The 21,276-nt window shown below is 42.7% G+C and carries 18 protein-coding genes; 10 read left to right on the forward strand and 8 right to left on the reverse strand.

The features are described 5' to 3' along the window. Position 1: 1 nt before the first annotated feature. The gene (locus AC5FX4_RS19815) at positions 2–607 is read right to left on the reverse strand and encodes a class I SAM-dependent methyltransferase (protein WP_493608144.1); all 606 of its coding nucleotides are present in this window, start codon (positions 605–607) and stop codon (positions 2–4) included. Positions 608–1,567: 960 nt separating this feature from the next. On the opposite strand from AC5FX4_RS19815, the gene nudB reads away from it, so the two are divergent. Then, positions 1,568–2,005: a dihydroneopterin triphosphate diphosphatase gene (gene nudB, locus AC5FX4_RS19820; protein ID WP_493608145.1), complete on the forward strand. Its 438-nt coding sequence runs from the start codon at positions 1,568–1,570 to the stop codon at positions 2,003–2,005. A 91-nt stretch (positions 2,006–2,096) separates the two neighbouring features. On the opposite strand, the gene AC5FX4_RS19825 is transcribed toward nudB, so the two are convergent. Beyond that, positions 2,097–4,160 carry a M13 family metallopeptidase gene (locus AC5FX4_RS19825; protein ID WP_493608146.1) on the reverse strand — a complete coding sequence of 688 codons (2,064 nt, stop codon included), beginning with the start codon at positions 4,158–4,160 and terminating at the stop codon, positions 2,097–2,099. Positions 4,161–4,448: 288 nt separating this feature from the next. On the opposite strand from AC5FX4_RS19825, the gene AC5FX4_RS19830 reads away from it, so the two are divergent. The 3 genes from AC5FX4_RS19830 to AC5FX4_RS19840 all read left to right on the forward strand — a co-directional run bounded on the left by AC5FX4_RS19830 (position 4,449) and on the right by AC5FX4_RS19840 (position 6,177). Further along, positions 4,449–4,625: a hypothetical protein gene (locus AC5FX4_RS19830; RefSeq protein WP_493608147.1), complete on the forward strand. Its 177-nt coding sequence runs from the start codon at positions 4,449–4,451 to the stop codon at positions 4,623–4,625. Between the two features lie 137 nt (positions 4,626–4,762). Continuing rightward, entirely contained in the window at positions 4,763–5,713 is a 951-nt protein-coding gene (locus tag AC5FX4_RS19835) for an SPFH domain-containing protein (protein ID WP_493608148.1), read from the forward strand. Between the two features lie 5 nt (positions 5,714–5,718). Further along, a complete protein-coding gene (locus AC5FX4_RS19840) occupies positions 5,719–6,177 on the forward strand; it encodes an NfeD family protein (RefSeq protein WP_493608149.1) in 459 nt (152 codons plus the stop codon). A gap of 63 nt (positions 6,178–6,240) precedes the next feature. On the opposite strand, the gene AC5FX4_RS19845 is transcribed toward AC5FX4_RS19840, so the two are convergent. Together AC5FX4_RS19845 and AC5FX4_RS19850 are read right to left on the reverse strand one after the other, a co-directional pair. Beyond that, positions 6,241–7,326 carry an SGNH/GDSL hydrolase family protein gene (locus AC5FX4_RS19845; RefSeq protein WP_493608150.1) on the reverse strand — a complete coding sequence of 362 codons (1,086 nt, stop codon included), beginning with the start codon at positions 7,324–7,326 and terminating at the stop codon, positions 6,241–6,243. A gap of 240 nt (positions 7,327–7,566) precedes the next feature. Continuing rightward, positions 7,567–9,027, reverse strand: coding sequence for an alpha/beta fold hydrolase (locus AC5FX4_RS19850; RefSeq protein ID WP_493608151.1), 1,461 nt, complete (start codon positions 9,025–9,027; stop codon positions 7,567–7,569). Between the two features lie 148 nt (positions 9,028–9,175). Between AC5FX4_RS19850 and AC5FX4_RS19855 the strand changes: the two genes are divergently transcribed. Then, positions 9,176–10,711 (forward strand): LytR/AlgR family response regulator transcription factor, encoded by a 1,536-nt coding sequence (locus tag AC5FX4_RS19855; RefSeq protein WP_493608152.1) that lies wholly within the window; start codon positions 9,176–9,178, stop codon positions 10,709–10,711. An 88-nt stretch (positions 10,712–10,799) separates the two neighbouring features. Here the strand turns inward: AC5FX4_RS19855 and ahpF are convergent, their stop codons facing one another. Both ahpF and ahpC read right to left on the reverse strand, forming a co-directional pair. Next, a complete protein-coding gene (gene ahpF / locus AC5FX4_RS19860) occupies positions 10,800–12,377 on the reverse strand; it encodes an alkyl hydroperoxide reductase subunit F (RefSeq protein ID WP_493608153.1) in 1,578 nt (525 codons plus the stop codon). Between the two features lie 56 nt (positions 12,378–12,433). Next, positions 12,434–13,003 (reverse strand): alkyl hydroperoxide reductase subunit C, encoded by a 570-nt coding sequence (ahpC, locus tag AC5FX4_RS19865; RefSeq protein WP_493608154.1) that lies wholly within the window; start codon positions 13,001–13,003, stop codon positions 12,434–12,436. Between the two features lie 259 nt (positions 13,004–13,262). Between ahpC and AC5FX4_RS19870 the strand changes: the two genes are divergently transcribed. The 5 genes from AC5FX4_RS19870 to AC5FX4_RS19890 all read left to right on the forward strand — a co-directional run bounded on the left by AC5FX4_RS19870 (position 13,263) and on the right by AC5FX4_RS19890 (position 17,629). Beyond that, complete coding sequence (locus tag AC5FX4_RS19870; RefSeq protein WP_493608155.1) at positions 13,263–13,688, forward strand: DUF3429 domain-containing protein; 426 nt, start codon at positions 13,263–13,265, stop codon at positions 13,686–13,688. Between the two features lie 49 nt (positions 13,689–13,737). Next, the gene (locus tag AC5FX4_RS19875; protein ID WP_493608156.1) at positions 13,738–14,559 is read left to right on the forward strand and encodes a GGDEF domain-containing protein; all 822 of its coding nucleotides are present in this window, start codon (positions 13,738–13,740) and stop codon (positions 14,557–14,559) included. Between the two features lie 78 nt (positions 14,560–14,637). Further along, on the forward strand, positions 14,638–15,729 hold the full coding sequence (locus tag AC5FX4_RS19880) for a methyl-accepting chemotaxis protein (RefSeq protein WP_493608157.1): 1,092 nt from the start codon (positions 14,638–14,640) through the stop codon (positions 15,727–15,729). Between the two features lie 58 nt (positions 15,730–15,787). Next, positions 15,788–16,588, forward strand: a complete 801-nt coding sequence (locus AC5FX4_RS19885) for a Rossmann-like fold-containing protein (RefSeq protein ID WP_493608158.1) — start codon at positions 15,788–15,790, stop codon at positions 16,586–16,588. A gap of 192 nt (positions 16,589–16,780) precedes the next feature. Then, positions 16,781–17,629, forward strand: coding sequence for an EamA family transporter (locus AC5FX4_RS19890; RefSeq protein ID WP_493608159.1), 849 nt, complete (start codon positions 16,781–16,783; stop codon positions 17,627–17,629). A gap of 8 nt (positions 17,630–17,637) precedes the next feature. Here AC5FX4_RS19890 and AC5FX4_RS19895 read toward each other — a convergent pair whose 3' ends face one another. After that, positions 17,638–18,282, reverse strand: coding sequence for a hypothetical protein (locus AC5FX4_RS19895; protein WP_493608160.1), 645 nt, complete (start codon positions 18,280–18,282; stop codon positions 17,638–17,640). Between the two features lie 334 nt (positions 18,283–18,616). Further along, complete coding sequence (locus tag AC5FX4_RS19900) at positions 18,617–21,124, reverse strand: alpha/beta hydrolase family protein (RefSeq protein ID WP_493608764.1); 2,508 nt, start codon at positions 21,122–21,124, stop codon at positions 18,617–18,619. Positions 21,125–21,276: the final 152 nt, after the last annotated feature.

Below are 21,276 nucleotides of genomic sequence, written 5' to 3' on the forward strand. Positions count from 1 at the left end.
ACTAGTCCTTCCTAAGTAATGCGTTTAGCCAAAGCTCGTTTTCTCGATTAGGTCGTTGATCTTCAGTGACCCATGTTTTCAATACACTTAGATGAGGCAAGCTTTCAACTATCGACGCAAGACCTTTTTCATTTAAGTCGGTAAACCGTCGGCCATTATGTTCTCGCTCTTCGACACCATATTTAAATGACACATACATCACTCCGTGTGGTTTTAAAGCTTTTTCCAACCTTTCAAAGCTATCAACTAAGTCATTTTTAGCCACGTGTAATAAGCTTGCGCATGCCCAAATACCATCAAATTGTGCAATTGCATTGATGTCTTCGAAATGTGCATGCTGCACGGCTTGGTCTAAATTTTTAGACGCAATTTCAACCAATTGCTTACACGCATCCATTGCACTTACGGTATATCCAAGCTTTTTGAATGCCAAAGCGTCACGGCCGCTACCACAGCCAGCATCGAAGATATGAATGTGCTTTTTATCACTTAATTGGACTAACGCTGGTAAAAACTCACTATAAAGTGGCTGCATATCAACGTTTAAAGTAGAGCTTGCAAACTCTTGGGCATGCTCAGCGTAATATTCGAGTGTAATGTTGGACATCAATTACCTAAAAATGTATGGGTTTCAAAACGTAAAATACAGTAAATGAAAAGACTGAGATGTTTTTCCGTCAGCAAATAAATTGACCATCAGAGTTTAATGAAACCATAAATATATTCATATCACATGGTAACTTTATTGAAACACCAAAAGCTTCTTTTAAACGCATAAACTTCCTTTCATTTGGCTTGTTACTTCCTTAACCGTATTTATTTGAATACTGCAACTGCTGTGAAGACGAAGTGACTATACAGGCGGGTTACAACAGCTCTAAGTTACCATGAAGTTTCGCGTATTTAATAGTGATCTGAGTCAAAAAACGCAAAAAACGTTCACCATATGTTTACATTAAAGGGAAGTTTGAGGGCGACAAGTAGGTAGAAGTCAGATAAAAAACCGTCAAACGTATCATTTAATTTTTACAAGCACGATTACAGTGAATTACAGCTTAAAGATAGCAGCGCACTGTCAAGGGAATAATCGGTTGAGAAGTGTCTAATACGTTGAAACGAAGCTGTTTATATATCATACAGACGTATGCGATGAAGTGAGGTAAAGCTCGTCCATGAGCAACTGGATTTGCAACAGTTATGCACATAACCGTGATTGCAGATTTCATTGTTAGTGGCAAATGTGGAGAAATTATGGATTTTAAAATTTACTTTCGTTTCCAATTTCACTCACAAGTTTAAATAAATGTTAAATTAAATGTTTACACACGGTAAACATTAAGGTATCTTTTGTTTCGCATTAAAAGCTTAATCTCCTTAAAAAGTTGATTATCGCTGTTGCCAACAGGGAGGTTGGCGGTGTTTTATCTTCCTTAAAGCACACTGTTTAGGTGTTGTTATTCAGCAGGCCCACTTTATGTGGGCCTGCTTTTTTTTGCCCCTAAATTCACTTTACTCACGTATAAGCAGTGCTAACATAACGCTGTTTTTTGTAAGGAGACTCGTTCACGTGCACTTAAGAAAGCCTTTTTCCGTTTTAGTGGTGATTTATAATCATAATCATGAGTTTTTGTTGATCCGCCGCGCTGACGATCCCGACTTTTGGCAATCGGTAACCGGAGGCGTAGAGCAAGGTGAGCTTCCTTTAGAAACCGCTTACCGTGAGTTAAAAGAAGAAACGGGAATAGACGCCAAAGCGCTGGGAATTGAAATACACGACCATCAAACGACCAATCATTACGAAATAAGGCCAGGTTGGCGCCATCGTTATGAACCCGGCTCTCTTATTAATACTGAGCATGTATTCAGTATTTGCGTACCAAACAATATCGTTGTTCAGCTAGACCCAAAAGAGCACACCGAGTTTCTTTGGCTAGATAGAGAAACGGCTTTACAAAAAGCATGGTCACCTAGCAATCAAAAAGAAATTGCCAGCGTGCAATTTTAGCCACAGTGAGCAATAGCAAATAAAAAGGCCTTTATCATGTGATAAAGGCCTTAGTAAACATTACATTATAATTAGTTCAGACAGTCGCTCATTACCAAATTTTTACGCGCTTCTCTTCTGGCTTAAACAGCTTGTCACCTTCTTTTAGCGCAAACGCTTCATAGAATGGCGTAAAGTTCGTTAGTGAACCATTTGCTCTAAACTCACCCGGTGAGTGACTATCAACCACAAGCAACTGACGTTGCATTTGTTCGCGGATCTTCGCGCGCCAAATTTGCGTAAAACCAATAAAGAAACGCTGTTCTGGTGTGTAGCCATCTAGGTTTTGACGAGGCTTGTCTTCTAGTGACAACTGATATGCCTTGTAAGCAACGGTTAAGCCACCCAAATCACCGATGTTTTCACCCAGTGTTAGGCGACCATTGACGCTTGCATCATCAAACAGCTTGTAACCGTCAAATTGCGCGACTAGGCTGTCACCACGTGTTTTAAATTGGTCCAAGTCCTTTTCATGCCACCAGTTATGGATATTACCTTCACCGTCAAACTGTGCACCTTGGTCATCAAAACCATGACCAATTTCGTGACCAATTACGGCACCAATACCACCATAGTTCACCGCATCATCGGCATTCATATCAAAAAATGGCGGTTGTAAGATAGCCGCTGGAAATACAATTTCGTTTCTAAGTGGGTGATAATAAGCGTTCACCATTTGTGGTGTCATGCCCCACTCTTCTTTGTCAACCAGTTGGCCGATTTTTGCAAGCTCACGTTTCGTTTCAAACTCGTCAGAGCGCATAATGTTGCCCACTAAGTCATCCGCATTGATCTCAAAGTCGTAACTGCGCCACTCGTTCGGGTAACCTATTTTGTAACGGAACTTAGCAAGCTTTTCTTGTGCGGCTTGCTTGGTTTCGTCCGACATCCACTCAAGCTCATCAATGCTGATGCTGTATGCTTTGATCAAGTTTTGAACTAGCTGCTCCATGCGCTCTTTTGCACGTGGTGAGAAATGCTTTGCAACATATAACTTGCCAATTTCTTCACCTAGCATGGCATTAGTGAGTGACACACCACGCTGCCATCTTGGCTTTTGCTCTGCCACACCACTTAGCGCTTTACCGTAAAATTCAAAGTTAGCTTGCGCAAAGTCATCGCTCAAGTACTCAGCAAATTGGTTAACTGTATGGAACTTAAGGTATGCCTGCCACTGCTCAACAGAAATGGTGGCAAACAATTTACCAAAGTCTTCAACGTAGCTCGTTTCACCAACAACAATTTTATCTGTTTTAGGTAGACCCACTGCCTGCGCCATTTTGTCCCAGCTAAACTTGCCTAGTTTACCCGCTAACTCATCAGGTGTATGTGGGTTGTAGGTTAAGCTTGTCTCGCGTGACTTAGTGCGAGTCCACATCACTTCTGCTAACTTGGTTTCTATATCCAAAATGGTTTGCGCTGCTTTCTCAGGTGACTTTTCACCGATCAGCTTCAGCTCAGCCGCGATCATATTTACATAAGCGTCGCGCAGTGCTTTAGACTTTTCATCATCCTTGAGGTAGTAATCTCTATCAGGTAAGCCAATACCACTTTGGCCTAAATAAATCGTATTGTGTGTTGCGTTTTTAGCGTCTGCCTCAACCGCAAACCCTAACGGTAAGGTCACATCATACACAGATAACATACCAATCACCGCACTAAGTTGATCATAGCTTTTTGCAGCAGAAATTTTCTCAAGTAACGGCTTAATTGGTTCAAAACCAAGCGTGTTTAATCGCTCTTCATTCATAAAGCTGGTGTATAAGTCACCTACTTTTTGCTCACTTGACCCAGCTTGTGCAGTTTGCGTCTGTTTTTGTGTTTGCTGAATAATTTCTTTAACAGCAACATCTGACTCTTCTCTTAACTTAAAGAAGCCACCCCAAAATGTTTTGTCGCTTGGAATTTCAGTATTTTTTAACCAAGTGCCATTAACGTGACGGAAAAAATCGTCTTGCGGTCTAACGCTCAAATCAAAGTTTGCTTTATCAATCCCTGAATGTAGATTTTGCTCCACAACCGCTGTTGTTTGATCCACTTTAGCCGCTTGTTGAGAACAGCCGCCCAGTACTGCCAATGCCGCGGATACGGCCAATACGAGAGTTGTCTTTTTCATTATTTTTCTCAAATATGTCGCTTATTAGAAATGTGATTGTCATTATCGCCAAGCGACGTGCACATACAAGGTACAAATATGAACGTATGTAAACAACCATCAAAGCAGACTTTAAAAATAGTTAATAAACAAAAGGTTAACTGCGATAATGACATATTCAGTTACATTTTCACAGCGCTTTCCTAGCAAACCTGCCAGTATCAATACAGCTTTTTCAATGGTATTTGTTCAACTGTGTGAAGAACACAAACATTAATAAACTCAAACAATCACAAAAAGGAGAGTGCTATGAAACTCACTTTAAAAACCAAAAAACTGAAAACACTCGGGTCAAACAAAGCAATACAGTTAAATCAAACCCCTAATATTGCTGGCGGTAAAGAGTTAACAGGCCCATCTCTTTGCACTCAGTACTTTGCTGAAGGCGACACACACTCTGGGCCTACTCGCTGTACCGCGCTTTAATTTGCATCAGGGTACAACTTTAAATTAACAGGTGCGCTTAGGCGCACCTTGTTAACAAAGTATCCTCCCGCCTCTAGTCTATTTGTTCCCTTAGTGCTACGCTCAAAACAGGACCAACTTATCTGCTAAGGAACACTATGGACCCCGTTACACAAATACTCGAACTACTTTTTAACATTGAAGTTGTTATCTTCATTTTGGTTATTGTTGTACTCAAAAGCAGTATCAAATTTGTGCCGCAAAACCGCGCATGGATGGTAGAGCGATTTGGCAAATACCAATCAACTAAAGAGGCTGGCCTTAACTTTATCGTACCTTTTATTGATAGAGTAGCGGCTGATAGAAGCTTAAAAGAGCAAGCGGTCGATGTGCCATCCCAGTCGGCGATTACTAAAGACAATATTTCTTTGATTGTTGATGGCGTGTTGTACTTTCGAGTGCTCGACCCCTATAAAGCGACTTATGGCGTGGATGACTACATTTTTGCAGTTACGCAGCTTGCTCAAACCACGATGCGTAGTGAGCTTGGCAAAATGGAGTTAGATAAAACGTTTGAAGAAAGAGACTTACTCAATACCAATATTGTCACGGCGATTAACTCAGCCTCAGAGCCTTGGGGAATTCAAGTACTTCGCTATGAAATTAAAGACATTGTGCCACCCAATTCAGTGATGGAAGCAATGGAAGCACAAATGAAGGCAGAACGCGTAAAGCGTGCGCAAATTCTTGAATCTGAGGGTGATAGACAAGCAGCTATTAATGTGGCTGAGGGTAAAAAGCAAGCGCAAGTACTGGCAGCAGAAGCTGAAAAAGCAGAGCAAATTCTCAGAGCAGAAGGTGAAGCAAAAGCCATATTGGCAGTCGCTGAAGCACAGGCCGAAGCGCTCAGAAAGGTCGGGGAAGCCGCAGATACACAGGAAGGTCAAAAAGCCATTCAGCTCGATTTGGCAACAAAAGCTATTGCCGCTAAACAAGCCATTGCCAAAGAATCCTCTGTGGTTATTTTGCCTGATAATGGCACTGATGCCAGTGCGCTTGTTGCTCAAAGCATGTCTATTATCAACGCAATTAATAAACAACAAGGGTAAATTCTATGGCGTTTATATTAGATAACTTGCCTCAATCTTTGATAGTGATTGGCATTCTTGCGCTGATCATTGAGATCTTAGTACTTGGTTTTTCCACCTTTGTGCTGCTGTTTTTGGGTCTGTCGTTTATCTTTTCGGGTGCCATGATGTATGCCAATTTGATACCACAAGATTGGCTAACCGCATTGTGGGTAAATGGCCTTCTTACCTTTGTTTTTGCGCTAGTGTTGTGGAAACCACTGGTTCGACTACAAAAATCGGCACAACAAGATACCATACATACAGACTTTGCCGATATTGAACTAACGCTTGAAGACGACTTAAATGCGCAATCTCAGCTTTTTCATACCTACTCTGGCATTAACTGGCAGCTAAAAAGCCAACAACCTCTCGCAAAAGGCACTAAAGTGCAAGTGGTCAAAAAAGAGGTTGGAGTAATGTGGGTTGAAGAAAGTAAAAGTTAGTACTTGCAACCATCAAATAACTTAAGGGAAGGACTACCTGACACTTCCTTTTCACTCCCACTGTTAAAGTAGCTTTTTCGCACGAATAAAACTGACTAATTGCTCTGCTATTTGCTCATGCTCTTGCTTGGTGGGATGCCATATGCAACCACTAAGCTGTGAGTAGAATGTGTGGGCGTACAAGTCACTTTGACCCTGCTTATTAAGTAGCTCGATGGCTTCATTCGTCGCAGGAATGATGAAATCATATGGGTAAGCAGGCCTTGGCATAAATACAATGGGCTGCTCTGGATAACGAGCGCGCAACGTTTGCACAAACTCAACCATCCTTTTTACCCAAGCTTCTTTGACTTGTTGAATATCTTTCCATGGTTCATGAGCTTGTGGATCGGTACTAAAATCATTCGTACCCACTTCTATAACTAACAAGCTTGGGAACTTGTCCTCGAATTCTCGAGTGTCACCATGAACCGCACCGGCTTTGTCATAATAATAAGTTAGGTCGTGATGTGTTTGATTACCGTTCCAATTGCGTATCAATCCAAGGCCTGAAAAAGAAAGTTGCGTAAAGCTCGCGTCAAGTTGTTGCGCGCTCACATAGGGAAATGCAAGGCGTGCATTGCTTGTTTCCACCACTTCCGGCCATGTACATTCACGTTTAGAAGACTCGCTACCAAAGCCCGCACTGATTGAGTCGCCAATAAACAAAACATGTTTTTGACTTTCCCATACACCATCTAGCTGGCCGTCTACCTCAAAACTGAGTAACTGGCTAAAGTTAGCAGGATCTTCTGTGCGTTTTACCACTTCTATCGCTACAGGCTCTGCATTTTCTTGGCTGAACAGCTCGTAAGTTTTGGGCTGACCACTGTAATCCGTCATAATCTTTTTGTGCAGTTTACCGTCAACCAACACGTCAAACTGATTGCCCCAACCAATAAGCGTTGCGTCCAAGCGCGTGCCTTTCAGCTGAGTTTTAAAATGACTGCCGGGCCAATTAAAATTAACAGCACCTGTGCTGTAGTCTTTGGCAATTCGACCCTCGTAAACGATAGCGTGGTTTGTGGCTGGCACTGAGCGTGCGTAGACGTCGTTTGCGATAAGCGCACTAGCGCAAATCAACATAGAAATTAAATTAACCTTATTCATGTTGCTGTTCCTTTTAGTGAAAAATACAACATAGTATTAACCTAAAAGTTGAGCAATCGAGATTTATTCATAATGCTGGATCACGCTATCATACCTGTCGCATTTACTTGCTGCGCAACGACCGATTAACGCCCCAGTTAAAAACTAACACACTGTTATAAAAGATTTTATTTTATAAATAAAAAGAAAGAGCAGTTTATAACTGCTCTTTTATTTCGGCATATTTAATTCCTTTTCAATTTAGCGCTGAAGTGACAGGTTCGGAATCTCGAGCGCAATGCTACTTTTTGTTAACACCTTATCTGATAAAAATGTTTTCATTATTTCTAAAATTTCAGGCGACGACATATATAAGTTATGCCCAGCGTGTTTTACCGTCACGTGCGACAAATTGGTAAGCCCACTTGCCGCTTCAGTTTGTTCACTGAGATAGGTTCGCCCATCAAGCGTGCCAGAAAACAATAAGGTGGGTATGTCATTTTTTGGCTCAACTCTAAACTGCTCGCCAAGATCCAAATTTGTATCAAACATATTTAACATGGGCATCGGGAAGTTCAATACATCAGACAGCAAAGCCGATTTTGCCTGTTCACTGACCAAAGCGAGTCTTTTTGGCGTAATACCTGATGCCACATCCATTGCCAGTGGCATTAGGCTAAAGCTAATTATCTCTTCGTTAAAAACACCTCGCTGTAATACGCTTTCTAGTAACTCTGTCGAATCATTATCTAGCCCTAAATAGATGTGGATCAGCATAGCCAAATACTGGTTAGGGTCGGCAATCATCATGCTCGCAAGCATCCGTAAGTGACCCGTTTGAAACAATAGCTCGGTTTTAGCGCCTTCTTTGCTCTTAATTTTCAGAGGTATAGGCGTTTTGTCTAATTTTGTATGAACGCGCTTCATCAATTCTGTTAAATCAGGCACTGACTTTTTCAAAGGTTGTTGATCGATGATTTGCTGCACTCGCTTGAAGTAATCATCGGTCATTGCGGGTAGTTTTACGGTTTGATTAAGACCTTCGGCACTGGCAATAATCACTTTTTCAATACGCTCAGGGAACAGCTTCATTGCAGCAAATGCAAGGTGACTACCATATGAGATCCCCCATAAAGTGACTTTGTCGGCGTGTAAGTGTTTTCGCAAACTTTCAATATCTAGCGCATTTTGCACCGTTGTATAGCCATACACATCAAATCCTTTTTGTTGCCAAAATTCAAAACATTGTTTAGCTGCTTTGACATAGGCAAGCTTCACTTGCGACGGTGCAAGCTTTTCGGTTAGCGGCAACTTTTCATCTGAAACGCATCTAGGCGCTTGTTCAGATTGCCCTGTTCCTCGTTGATCTAGCGCAATCACATCTGAGTATTCCCGTAGCGCCATAAATAAAGGAAAGCGACGCCACTTCGCAGTACCAATTCCAGAACCACCGGGGCCACCAGCCAAATAGATAATCGGCGCACCTTTAGACTTGCCTGTACCAGGAAAACGTACGTAATTGACTCTGATCTTGCGACTGGTTGCGCTATTCCGATTCTCTGGTACAAAAAAGTGCCCTTCAATCGCATCAATACGCTCACCTTCATTTGGCTTAAATTTTGTCCACGCCTCGTTTTCAAATAGATCTGATTTGGCAAATACCAAACCGTGCATTGTCAGCAAGCTGAATAGCGTTGCTAGAATTGCGCTTTTTATTAGCATAAGATGACTCCTGTTATGTTTAGCCACTATTAAGCGCTAAGTGATTGCTAAACAATAAGAAGTCTTCTTTAAAAGGTAGCGGCTTTTAGGTGACGGCGTTAAACGGTAGTGATTTATCGGCAAACGGCAACGAGGAAACGTTTAAATTATGCACAAAGCATTTGCAAGTAAATTAGTGTTCTTTGTTTTTATGGTGCTCTTTCATAATATGAGCACGGCAGCGGACACACTACGGTCAATTCCGTATCATCATCCGGTGACGATTTGCGATGCCAATCCCTTACTCAACACCCCATTAAATAACATCAACTGCCATGAAGCCAAATTAATAGATATAGATCCCCAAAACACCGATATCTGGGTGAAAATCAACTTTGAAGACACAGCCTTTTGGCATGATATCAAGCCACCTTACGGTCTATATCTATCTGCAAAGGCCGCAAGCACTGTGTATGTCAACGGCGAGTTGCTCGGTCACAATGGCACGCCCTCAACCAACAAAAATGAACAGCCTGGCCTAATGGATAGTGTTTTTCACCTTCCTCAAAGTGCAATCAAACCATTGAATAATGAACTTATTTTTAACTTTTCGGGTTATCATAGTCTTATTCATTTAGGCACGCCTGTTCATCTTATTGCATTCGCACAATTTGGAGACCCGAAGCGTTTCATTCAATATTATAATTACGTGGCCTTGATACTGATTGGCGCATTCATGGTTGGCGCCTTATATTTTCTCATTCTTAGCTTTGGAAACAATAAGATACGTACATACCGGCTGTTTTCAACCTTGTGTTTTGTCGCAAGTTGCCAACTGGGCGCTGAAGTTTCTCGACGATTTATTGATTACACCTACCCTTGGCACGATGTTCGGCTCGTTACCATCACGCTGCTAGCCTGTCTATTTGGCCTACTGGTACTTATCTATGTTGCAAGTAAAGTTAAACCGGGCAAAGCGATTCATTGGATATACGGCGGCCTTTTGCTCACCCTTGTTCTGGTTATTGTCGTGCCCGGATTCGATACCAAAACAACGGCTGGTATTTTTACGCCGTTGCTCGTGGGTATTGCCTTGCTCACCACTTCGTGGCTAAAAACAAAAGACAAACATATTCTGACTTGGCTCATTGTTAAGCTATTACTCGTTGCGCTCATTTTTATCAGCGCTACAAGCTTTCATGAAATAATCTACTTTGTTGTTATTGGCTTGTTCCTTTGTTATTTATTTGTTCAACAAGCCTATGAATTAAGGCTTCAAAATGAGCAGCTACAGCAAGAACAATCAAAACTGGCAAAATTAGAATATCAACTGGCGCAAACAGCGCAAACTAAAGCCCCGAGTAAACTAGAAATAAGCAGCGCTGGTAAGGTGCAATATGTTAACTCAACCGACATCGCTTTTTGCAAAGCTGCTGGAGATTACGTTGAAATACATATGCTAGATAAAACGGACACGCTCTATTCGGGTACTTTGAAACAACTAGAGTCTTTTTTGCCTGCCACTTTTTTGCGAGTTCACCGCTCCTACATTGTCAACTTGAGTATGGTCGACACGCTCTCTTCAAATTCAAATCGCTCGGACAGCACCGCACATGTCTTGCAGTTAAATAATCAACAAACGGTGCCTGTCAGTCGACGTTTACTGCCAACGGTGAGAGATACGCTAAAGCAAGTGATACATTAATTAAACAAAAAAGCCGTTTTAGATAGTCTAAAACGGCTTAACATTGCGCGTATGCCAGTAACCTAACAAACTGGCATGCAATGAACTTTTATGCAGCTTTTTCATCTTCACTGCGTTCGCTATGGCGAATAAGGTAATCAAACGCCCCTAAACTTGCGGTTGCACCTGAACCCATGGCGATAATAATTTGTTTAAATGGCGTTGTTGTCGCATCACCTGCGGCATACACACCGGCCATAGAGGTTGCCCCTTTGGCATCAATGTTTATTTCACCAAATTGTGTGAGTGAAACCTCCGACTCTTTCAAGAACTCCGTGTTGGGCACTAAACCAATTTGTACAAATATCCCAGCGAGGCTCAGTTCATGCTGCTCACCCGAAACTCTATCAGTGTAAGTCAGTCCAGTTACTCTCTTACCATCTCCCAACACTTGAGTGGTTTGCGCATTCTTGATGATAGTCACATTAGGCAAGCTGTGTGCTTTTTTGATCAAAACATCATCGGCACGTAATGTGTCTGCGAATTCTAAAACCGTCACCTGCTCAACAATGTTAGCGAGATCAATGGCTGCCTCAATACCCGAGTTACCGCCACCAATGACTGCCACTGGCTTGCCTTTGAATAACGGGCCGTCACAGTGTGGGCAATACGCAACACCTCTTCCTTTGTATTCTGCTTCTCCTGGTACATTCATGTTTCTCCAGCGAGCACCGGTTGCGAGTACAATTGATTTTGCTCTAAGCACAGCGCCGTTTTCTAGCGTAATGTTTAAGTCTTCATCACGGCTAACTTTGACTGCACGTTGACCCGCCATGACATCTACATCGTACTGTTTTACGTGCTCTTCTAATTGAGCGACAAGTTTAGGGCCTTCAGTTTCTTTAACCGAAATAAAGTTTTCAATACTCATGGTATCTGCGACTTGGCCACCAAATCTATCAGCGACAACCCCCGTGTTTAGGCCCTTACGTGCGGCATAGATAGCCGCTGCACTACCAGCAGGACCACCACCAACAACAAGCACATCGAACACGTCTTTATCGTTTAGCTTCTGAGCCTGTTTTTGCCCAGCATTGCTATCCACTTTGTTCAAAATATCAGAGAGTGATACAGCACCTTGTGAAAACAACTCACCATTTAAGAATACGGTCGGTACCGCTAATACATTGCGCTCGTTTACTTCATCTTGAAACAGTGCGCCATCAATCATGGTGGTTTTTATCAGTGGATTAAGCCCCGCCATTAAATTAAGCGCCTGTACGACTTGTGGACACGTCTGACAGCTCAATGAAATATACATTTCAAAATTAAGCGGCTCGTTTAATGACTGTATCTGTTCAATCTCATCTTCATTGGCTTTGGGTGGGTGACCACCAGACTGCAAAATCGCCAAAATTAAAGAGGTAAACTCGTGGCCCATTGGCACACCTGCAAAAGTGATTTCCGTCAAACGCTGTTTAGAGCGCACTGACATACTCGGTTTACGAACCTGAGTCTCTGGATTATTTGATACTGAAATCATATCACTCAAAGACGCAAGCTCCGCGCTGAGCGATTCTAATTCTCTCGCCTTATTGCTGTCATCCAGTGCAATGACCAGCTCTACAGGCTCTTTTAGGGCGCTAAAATGGCTTTTTAATTGGTTTTTAATATTTTGGTCTAACATAATTTGGTCATCCTCACAGCAATAAATGGCTGGGGTGGCAGGCCACCCCGACAGAATTAGATTTTGCCTACTAGGTCTAGTGAAGGCGCTAACGTTTCTTCACCTGGCTGCCAAGATGCAGGGCAAACTTCACCATCGTGGTTTGCAATGTACTGTGCTGCTTGAACCTTACGAAGAAGCTCTTTTGCACTGCGGCCAATACCTAGGTCGTGGGTTTCAACCACTTTGATTTCACCCTCAGGGTTAATCACAAACGTACCGCGTAGTGCCAAGCCTTCTTCTTCAATCATCACACCAAAGTTACGTGTGATTTTCCCTGTTGGGTCACCAATCATTGGGAATTGAATTTTCTTGATTGTGTCAGATGCATCGTGCCAAGCCTTGTGCGTAAAGTGCGTATCTGTTGATACCGAATACACTTCTACACCCATGTCTTGTAGCTGTGCATAGTAGTCAGCCAAATCACCAAGCTCCGTTGGACATACAAAGGTAAAGTCAGCTGGATAGAAGAACACAATTGACCATTTGCCGAGTAAGTCTTGCTCACTCACTTGTACGAAGTCGCCATTGTGGTAAGCCGTTGCATTGAATGGTTGAATTTTTGTGTTGATCAATGAAGTAGTCATATTTTTCTCTCTTAGTTAACGTTATATCGGTTGCGAACTTTGTTTGCTTGTTCGCTTTGCTTGGTTACTAAGATAGGGTGAAATGAAAAACAAATAAAATTGATCGTTTAGATTGTTTTAATCCATTTTTGCGATTGGAAACTTTTTTAGCCCTGAGAGTGATCAATTCAGCGTTGAATTACATAGAAATTATAAGTAACACGCGTGCTGCGTTATACTCGCAAGTAACGACCTATAAATCGCCTATTCAGAGGACAACATGCATCCACATTTTAATCACATACAGCTTGGCTATTATGGTGTTTTACCCTTTTTAGCCTGTGTGTTCTTTTCGTTATTACTCGGCTCATCACAAGCAGCTGTTGATGCATTTACATTTTACAGCATGGGCATTTTGGGTTTTATGGCAGGCTCCCTTTGGCGAGCAGGAGAGCAATCATACACGCATGCAATCATGGCGGTACTGGTTGTGATCCCCTACCCACTTTTAACATTTGTTTCATCGACTAGCATGCTAATCTACTTATCGATTGGTTTTATCTTGGTGCTGGCATTTGAGCGAGGTATGGCACCTTGGCAGGATCACCATAAGGACTACCACAAGATGCGTTACATTCTCACGTCTATGGTGTTTGTTTGTCATCTATTTATGATTGCCCAAAGCATTGAACTGAGTCGTGTTTAAACTGCTATACCTAAATAAGTAATTAGCTTTGTTGCTCACTGGCACGGACATGAAACAGAAAATAGCCATTGCTTTAATTTGGTCTCTAGGCCTGTCATTTTTATTTTGGACTTTCTCACAAGACAAAGTGCTCTTGGATGCGATTGAAGAAGTCGTGTGGTTTTGTTTATCAACCACCGTTGTGGTGCTTGCTGCGCCTCAGTTAAATAGCAGATTGCTTATTTACGGCTGGTTTTTTTATTGTACAGGGCTGATGCTCGACGCGATAGATGACTATATCGGTTATGACCTCATTCCCGTTTTGATCCTTGATACATCGTTTAAAAGCATTGGTTTTATCTTGGTGTGCTATGGCATGCTCGTCATGCTGGCATCAAAAAAAGACACCATCATGCGATTGAATTTAGAAATTGCCAGCCGCAAACAGTTAGAACAGCGTTTACGTTACGAAGCCTTTCACGACGCTTTGACGGGCATTGGTAATCGAAAAGCCTGTTTCAATGAATTTGATACACACTGTGACCAATACGCGTGGCTATACTATTTCGATTTAGATAATTTTAAACATGCTAACGATGAATTTGGCCATCATATTGGCGATGAGATCCTCAGTAGTTTTGCCAAAAAGCTCATGAGTGAGTTGGATAGCGAAGCCGTATTTCGCATTGGAGGTGATGAGTTTGTCGCTTTTACAAACTTAGCATTTGACGATAGAGAAGCTCTGCGAGCCAATTTATCTTCCCAATTACAACAATACCAAGTAGGCGTCAGCATCGGCGCTGCAAAAACCAATAAACATCTTGAGCCTGACAAAATCTTACAACAAGCAGACGCTAAGATGTACCGAGATAAGTCTCGTCGTGATAAATAACAAAGACTTACTCGAACGTACCTAGCAAGCAACGCATTTCGTTGTTATTCTTTAATAAATTGTTACGAAGGAAAGACCGTGTTTAGCCAATTATTTAAAAACAAACAAATGGAGCAGGAACTCGCTAGCTTGCAACAAGCATTAGCAAAAAGCCAAGCGAACAATCAGGCTCTACAGACTCAAAATGACGAGTTAAGAGATGAGCTAAGCCAGTATCAAAAACAACTCAACGACAATACCGATAACCAGCTACTCCAATGTGCGTTAAGCGGTTTAGCTCAAATCTACGGTATTCGTGAGAGCGTTGCTAACAGCTTTACGGAAATTGAACACCAAAGTCAGTCTATTTCGCAGGTCAACAAGTCTTTTGAAATATCTGAAAACTCACTCAAGGATATTCTTAAAGGCATGGTAAGCTTATCTGAAAATATGGGTAGCATGACGACCAATATTTCGGGGCTTTCACAAATGGCAGATAACATAAACACCTTTGTTACCACCATTTCAAAAATCTCAGATCAAACTAACTTACTTGCTTTAAATGCCGCAATTGAAGCTGCTAGGGCCGGAGAAGCCGGACGTGGATTTAGTGTTGTAGCCGATGAGGTACGTGCCTTAGCCAACAACACCAACGAATCTGCCAATGAGGTCTCTGACTTAGTTAAAAAAATCATAGATACCACCCAACTCACCGTAAATGCCGTGGAAGTGATCCAACACTCAAACGAGCAGTTATCGCAAAGTATTGGTGACCTCAATGGTGAATATAAAGATATTGTGCGCAATTGTGGTTCTATGAAACAGACCATTTTGGGCGCGACTACACAAACTTTCATACAAACCGTTAAGTTGGACCATGTTGTATGGAAAGGCGCGGTTTATAACCATTTAATTGGCGTTGACCGTCAATCTATTGATAGTTTTTCAGATCACACCAGTTGTCGGCTAGGTCAGTGGCTTGGTGGTGAAGGTGCTAAGAAGTATGGCGATTTAAGTGCTTACAAATCTATTGATGCACCACATAAAGAAGTTCATACCGCAGGCGTACAAGCGATGAAACTCAACGCGCAAGGAGACAAAAAGGCAGCCATTGTGCAGCTAGGCAAGATGGAGCAAGCCAGCGAACGAGTTATGCACCTGCTTGATGAACTAGCCCTTAAAGGCCGCTAGCAGCTTTTTCACAATAAAAATGCTAAGCTCGCCGCTGTTTTAACTTCAGTAGTCCTGTATGATTTTCGAAAAAACATGGCGAGTATTAACCGTTGGTGATGGCGACCTCAGTTTTTCACATGCGTTGCAAACATCTGATCAAATCAGTGAGTTAACTGCAAGCACCTATGATGACGAGCAAACCATTCGTGACAAATACCAACATCACGCGCTAGATCTTATTAAGAATAGCGGCACCGAATACTTACCCGCATTCGATGTCACTGAGCAAAATAGTTGGCAACGCTTGGGCGGGCAACAGTATGATCTGGCTATTTTTCAATTTCCGCTGATCCCTGCATTTGCTAATCATTCAAAGTTTGTGCAGTCTGCTTGGTCGGTTAATACCCTTAATCGTCGACTGCTGCGTTTATTTCTTGATAATGCCTATCGCTATGCGCTTGACCCAAATGGACCGATGCTGTGTTACATCACCTCTAAGGACGTTAAACCGTATTGTGAATGGGATTTAGAAAGTTCGCTGTGTATGGGTTCAAATATGCAATTTTTAGGGTTGCACGACTTTAACATTGCACAATTTCCGGGTTATCAGATCAGAAATGTTGATAGAGACAAGCACGTTAAGGATACCAGTGGTACCACCTTTGTGTTTGGCGCTAAGCATCAATCAGAATTAGCAAACAAGTTATATATGCCCAAATACCTTAACGATGATCACTGCAGTTTCTGCCGCGCGGGGCCATTTCATAGTGAGCTAGATCACCAATCGCATGTTAACTCAAAAAAGCACCGTGCTATGCTAAAACATCAACAAGCATGGCTTAGCTATTTGTCGTCTTGTGAACAACACAAGCCATAATCGAGGTGAGAGCATATCTCTAAATTAACCACAAGCGTAATAGAAAAGATGCATTAAAGTGATCAGTTGTAAGCAATGCGAGATCGATTGGTAAAATCAACGAATATTGTATACAAACAACTTGAGTATTCTTACCCAGCCCTTTAGACTGGCGGCCTTTTGTACGATAGCTGTGATAAAGAATAGGCATAAATGAAGTTAGCTAATAGAGAGTTTTTACTCGCTGTAGTGTGTTTATTAATTGCGATGGTCACAATTCAGTCTGGCGCCTCGATCGCCAAGCAGCTCTTCCCTCATGTCGGACCTGAAGGTACAACTACTTATCGATTAGGTTTTTCAGCGCTGATCCTGTGCCTCGTTTTCCAGCCATGGAAGCATATTCCTGCGAATAAAAAGCCAATCTTGATCTACGGTCTTTGCCTTGGCTGCATGAATATTACGTTTTATTATGCGATTGAACGGATCCCTTTAGGGGTAGGCGTTGCCCTTGAATTTACAGGTCCACTCGCCGTTGCTTTGTTCTCATCAAAGCGAAAGCGAGATTACCTTTGGGTGCTGTTTGCGCTACTTGGCATCATCCTATTACTACCAGACATGAGCAGCACGGATGGACTTGACCCTATCGGCGTCGTTTTGGCGTTAGTGGCTGGCGCGTGTTGGGCGGGCTACATTTTATTTGGTAAAAAAACGGGGTCACAAGGCTCGGGGGGCACAACCGTCGCACTGGGTATGAGCATTGCAGCAATCGCCGTTGTGCCAATCGGTGTGGTATCACAAGGCGCCGCGCTACTGAGCTGGGAGCTTATTCCACTGGGCATCATGATTGGTGTGCTATCGAGTGCGCTCCCCTATAGCTTAGAGATGGTCGCTTTACGCAACATGCCCGCTCAAGGCTTTAGTATCATGATGAGTCTTGAGCCTGCGATTGCAGCGTTGGCAGGTTTGCTCATTCTTGGTGAATTACTGAGCATTTGGCAATGGCTCGCTATTCTTATGGTTATCGTCGCTTCTGTCGGCAGCTCGCTAGCTAGTCGCGAATAAGTCACTTTTTATTCAAAATACTGGCCGTACTTTAGTATGGCCAGTCTATCTAAAAAGCTCTCTTGATGTTCTGGATAATAGTGTGGGTGGTAGTCGCAATCGGGCAGCTGTAAAGCGCCGATTTCCGGCTTACTCACGCTCAGCTCACTCAAGGCCGAAATCTGATATTTAGCGCTGACAACCTCTTCGTCCATCGTATCATCCCAAATTAAATACAAATGCTGCTCATCATTGGAAAAGTACACTTTGGGGTAAGCTGGCTCCTCAAAATCAAACGGCACTTCAATCACGTTTTGTTGTGCATCTAACGATACTAAACTTTCGAAGTTAATTAAGCTGACTATAGCATCTTCACTGTCAGAAGATGCTAACACCACCGCAAACCGCCCGCTATGGCTCATCAAAAATTGTGAAGGTTTTGCGCGCATTGATATTGCGCCCGTGCGCTGCGAGCTGACTAAATCCCAAATGCCTATGTCAAACTGGCTCTGAGAGATAGTAAAAAGCAGTGGCATGTTTGGATGCACACATGCGCAATCTAAGCGATACGGCAAATGAACGGGTGAGTAAGTGTATTTGTTGCGATTATCAGTGACATATAAAGCTTGTTCTACCAGCTCAAAAGAAAACGTATTACTGTAGATCTGTTCCATCAATGTCTCCATTAAAAGCTGCACAACACGCGCTATGCAGCTTTTTATGTTACACGGGTACTAGGGCGTGTTGAACTTTGTTGTGTGTTTTTGCAGCAGTCATTCGGTCATTTTGGCAAGGCAGAGCCTGCGTCGCATAGTTATTCTATGTAAGTCTGGCGATAACGTTGAAAAAATGGCCGAATGGCGCTGCCCATAGGGTTCAACCAAAGGCTTCCACTACGGCGTCATGCGCTGCTCGCATAGATCGCTATGCGTCATAGCGCATTTCTGGTATTGAAAGCCTTTGATTTGAACAAAAATCATACCTCAAAGATCAACACGCCCTAGCTGATTAGTTAACTTGTTCACCTTCAGTAACCGTTTGATCTTGCTTTATCAGCGCATCCACATCATTTATGAGAGGTGCTTCGCTTGGTTCTACTTGCTGTTTTTCTGGGAACAGGTAAGTGTCTAACCATTGCTCTTGCTCCCACAAAACGTGCAAAATACTTTCTCTTGCTCTGTAACCATGTCCTTCATTAGGCAACATCACGAGACGAGCTTGTTTACCAAGACCTTTAAGTGCAGCATACATTCGCTCTGATTGCATAGGAAAAGTACCAGAGTTTGGATCTTTTTGACCATGGATCATCAGCATAGGCTCGTTGATTTTGTCTGCGTGGAAGAACGGCGACATATTGGCATAAACACTTTGTGCTTCCCAAAAATCTCGCTCTTCACCCTGAAAACCAAAAGGCGTTAAACTGCGATTGTAGGCACCGCTTCGCGCAATGCCTGTAACAAATAGATCTGAATGCGCAAGCAAATTCGCCACCATAAATGCACCATATGAGTGGCCGGCGATGGCGATTTTGTTTGGATCAGCAACGCCCTTAGCCAATAAGGTATCCACAGCAGCTTTGGCACTTGCCACCAGCTGTTTTCTAAAACTGTCGTTCGGTAACTTATTACCTTCGCCGACGATTGGCATTTTAGGGTCATCGAAAATCGCGATACCTTTTGCAAGGTATGGCATAGGGCCCCAATAGCCATAATACGGAAACTCATACGGTGATTCTCGCACTTGAGACGCAACACTTTTATCTTTATATTCCAATGGGTAAGCCCACATCAAGACTGGAATAGGCCCTTGAGTTGGATCATATCCGGCAGGCAAATACAGGTTACCGGTCAGCTCTACCCCATCATCACGAGTGTACTTCAATTGTTCTTTCTTCACGCCATTGAATTGCGGATATGGATGGGCAAAACGTGTCAGTTGCGTTAACGTATCGAAGTTTAGATCGCGAATAAAATAGTTTGGTTGCTCACTCGTAGATTCTCTTAAGGTTATAAACCGCATGCCCTCATCATCGAGCACTTCTTTAACACGTTCATAATAAGGCGCTTGCGACTGCCATATACGCGCAGTGCTATTGGTTTTAACATCATAGCGGTCTAAAAATGGCTGATTACCTTGCTCTGATGCGCCCTCACCCGTTAAAAACAGATAACGACCACCAACCAGTTTTAAAATTCTTGAGCCAAGATCACTGCGTGTGTAGATAAAACGGCCCGGATTTTTATAGGCATCATTGTAACTACGCTCTGAAAACACTAAACGTTTTGCTTCTGGGTCACGAGGCACAATCACCGAAGTGCGCACGCTTCTATCACTAAAACGCCATTCGGTTAACATTGCCACTTCGTCATCAGCCCAATCAATACTTGCGAAACGACGCTCCACTTTGGCAAAAAGCTCTGGTTCACGTTTAAAAGGTGCGCTAATTGAATACAAATGGTCGTGATATGGCACATCCTTTTTCATATCACCTTCATCTTGTGCATCTGCCCAAACAACGGTCGCACCTCTATCGGCACGCCATTGAAAATCTCGCGGGCCTGTGCGAACACTATCAAAACCTTGCGGAATATTGTCGGCAAGAGGCTGTTTCGCAAGTTCATACAACGGATAACCCGTCATACCCCAAACCTGCCATACCGTGGCGAAACGCTCATACGGTACTTGATACGAAAACGGCTCATCGATCATGCCAATGATTAAGCTGGTCGAATCCGGTGACACACTGAAGGATTTCACCAACAGCGGTTTGCCTATCGCGTTTATAGGCGAGTTAAGTGGAACTTTCGCTAATTGACCTTGTCCATAAAACTTAAATTCTGCCTCGTCAAACGGCGATTTAAGCAGGTTTTGATAGGTTCTAGCTGGCGCCTTCTGCCCCGTACTTTGTTGAATAATTGGGGTTAACGGTTGCGCTTTTTGCTGTAACGTTGACTGGCCATGATTCACCGCAAAGTTAACAACCAAAGCGCTGCTATCAGGCAACCAGTGATAAGGGGTGTCAGTGACTACTCCATTGAGTGTTGATTCAGTAAGCTGCTTCGCTTTGCGCTCTTTTACGTCGTATACCCATAAAGTTGCCTTATCTTGCTGCTCTAAGATAAAACTTAAGTAGCGACTGTTGGCTGACCATTGTACTGAACGAAAAACCCCATCACTCGGTATCCCCTGTGGGCGGATCACGGAACCTGTATCAACATGTTTAAATTCAAGTGATAAGTACACCCGACGAGAAATGCGCATGAAAGTTTTAGGATTAAACTTGATCCCAGCCAGCGCTTTTTCTTGCTGATTTAACTCCTCAAGGGAGATGATGCGTTTTCTATCTAATAACGCCAACCACTTGCCATTATTACTCAAAAGGCTAGTTGGAATGAGCTTAGCATCTACAAGCTCAGCTAATTCTGGAGAAGGCATTTGGTATCCCGCATTGGGATTAGCTTGAGCAACATGTCCTATCGACAAGCTTAAAGCTATTACCAAAAATATGATTTTCATCATTATTTATTCGTCCTGATAAATTCACTTAACGGCCAATAATATACTTAAAAATAAATAAATTCAGCACATGCAGTAATTTTCAACATCTTTACGCGAATATCGTCAGTCACATAAGCTAGCCATCATTTATCCACTGAACCATATGAATA

Source organism: Pseudoalteromonas sp. ATL1 (assembly GCF_058933015.1).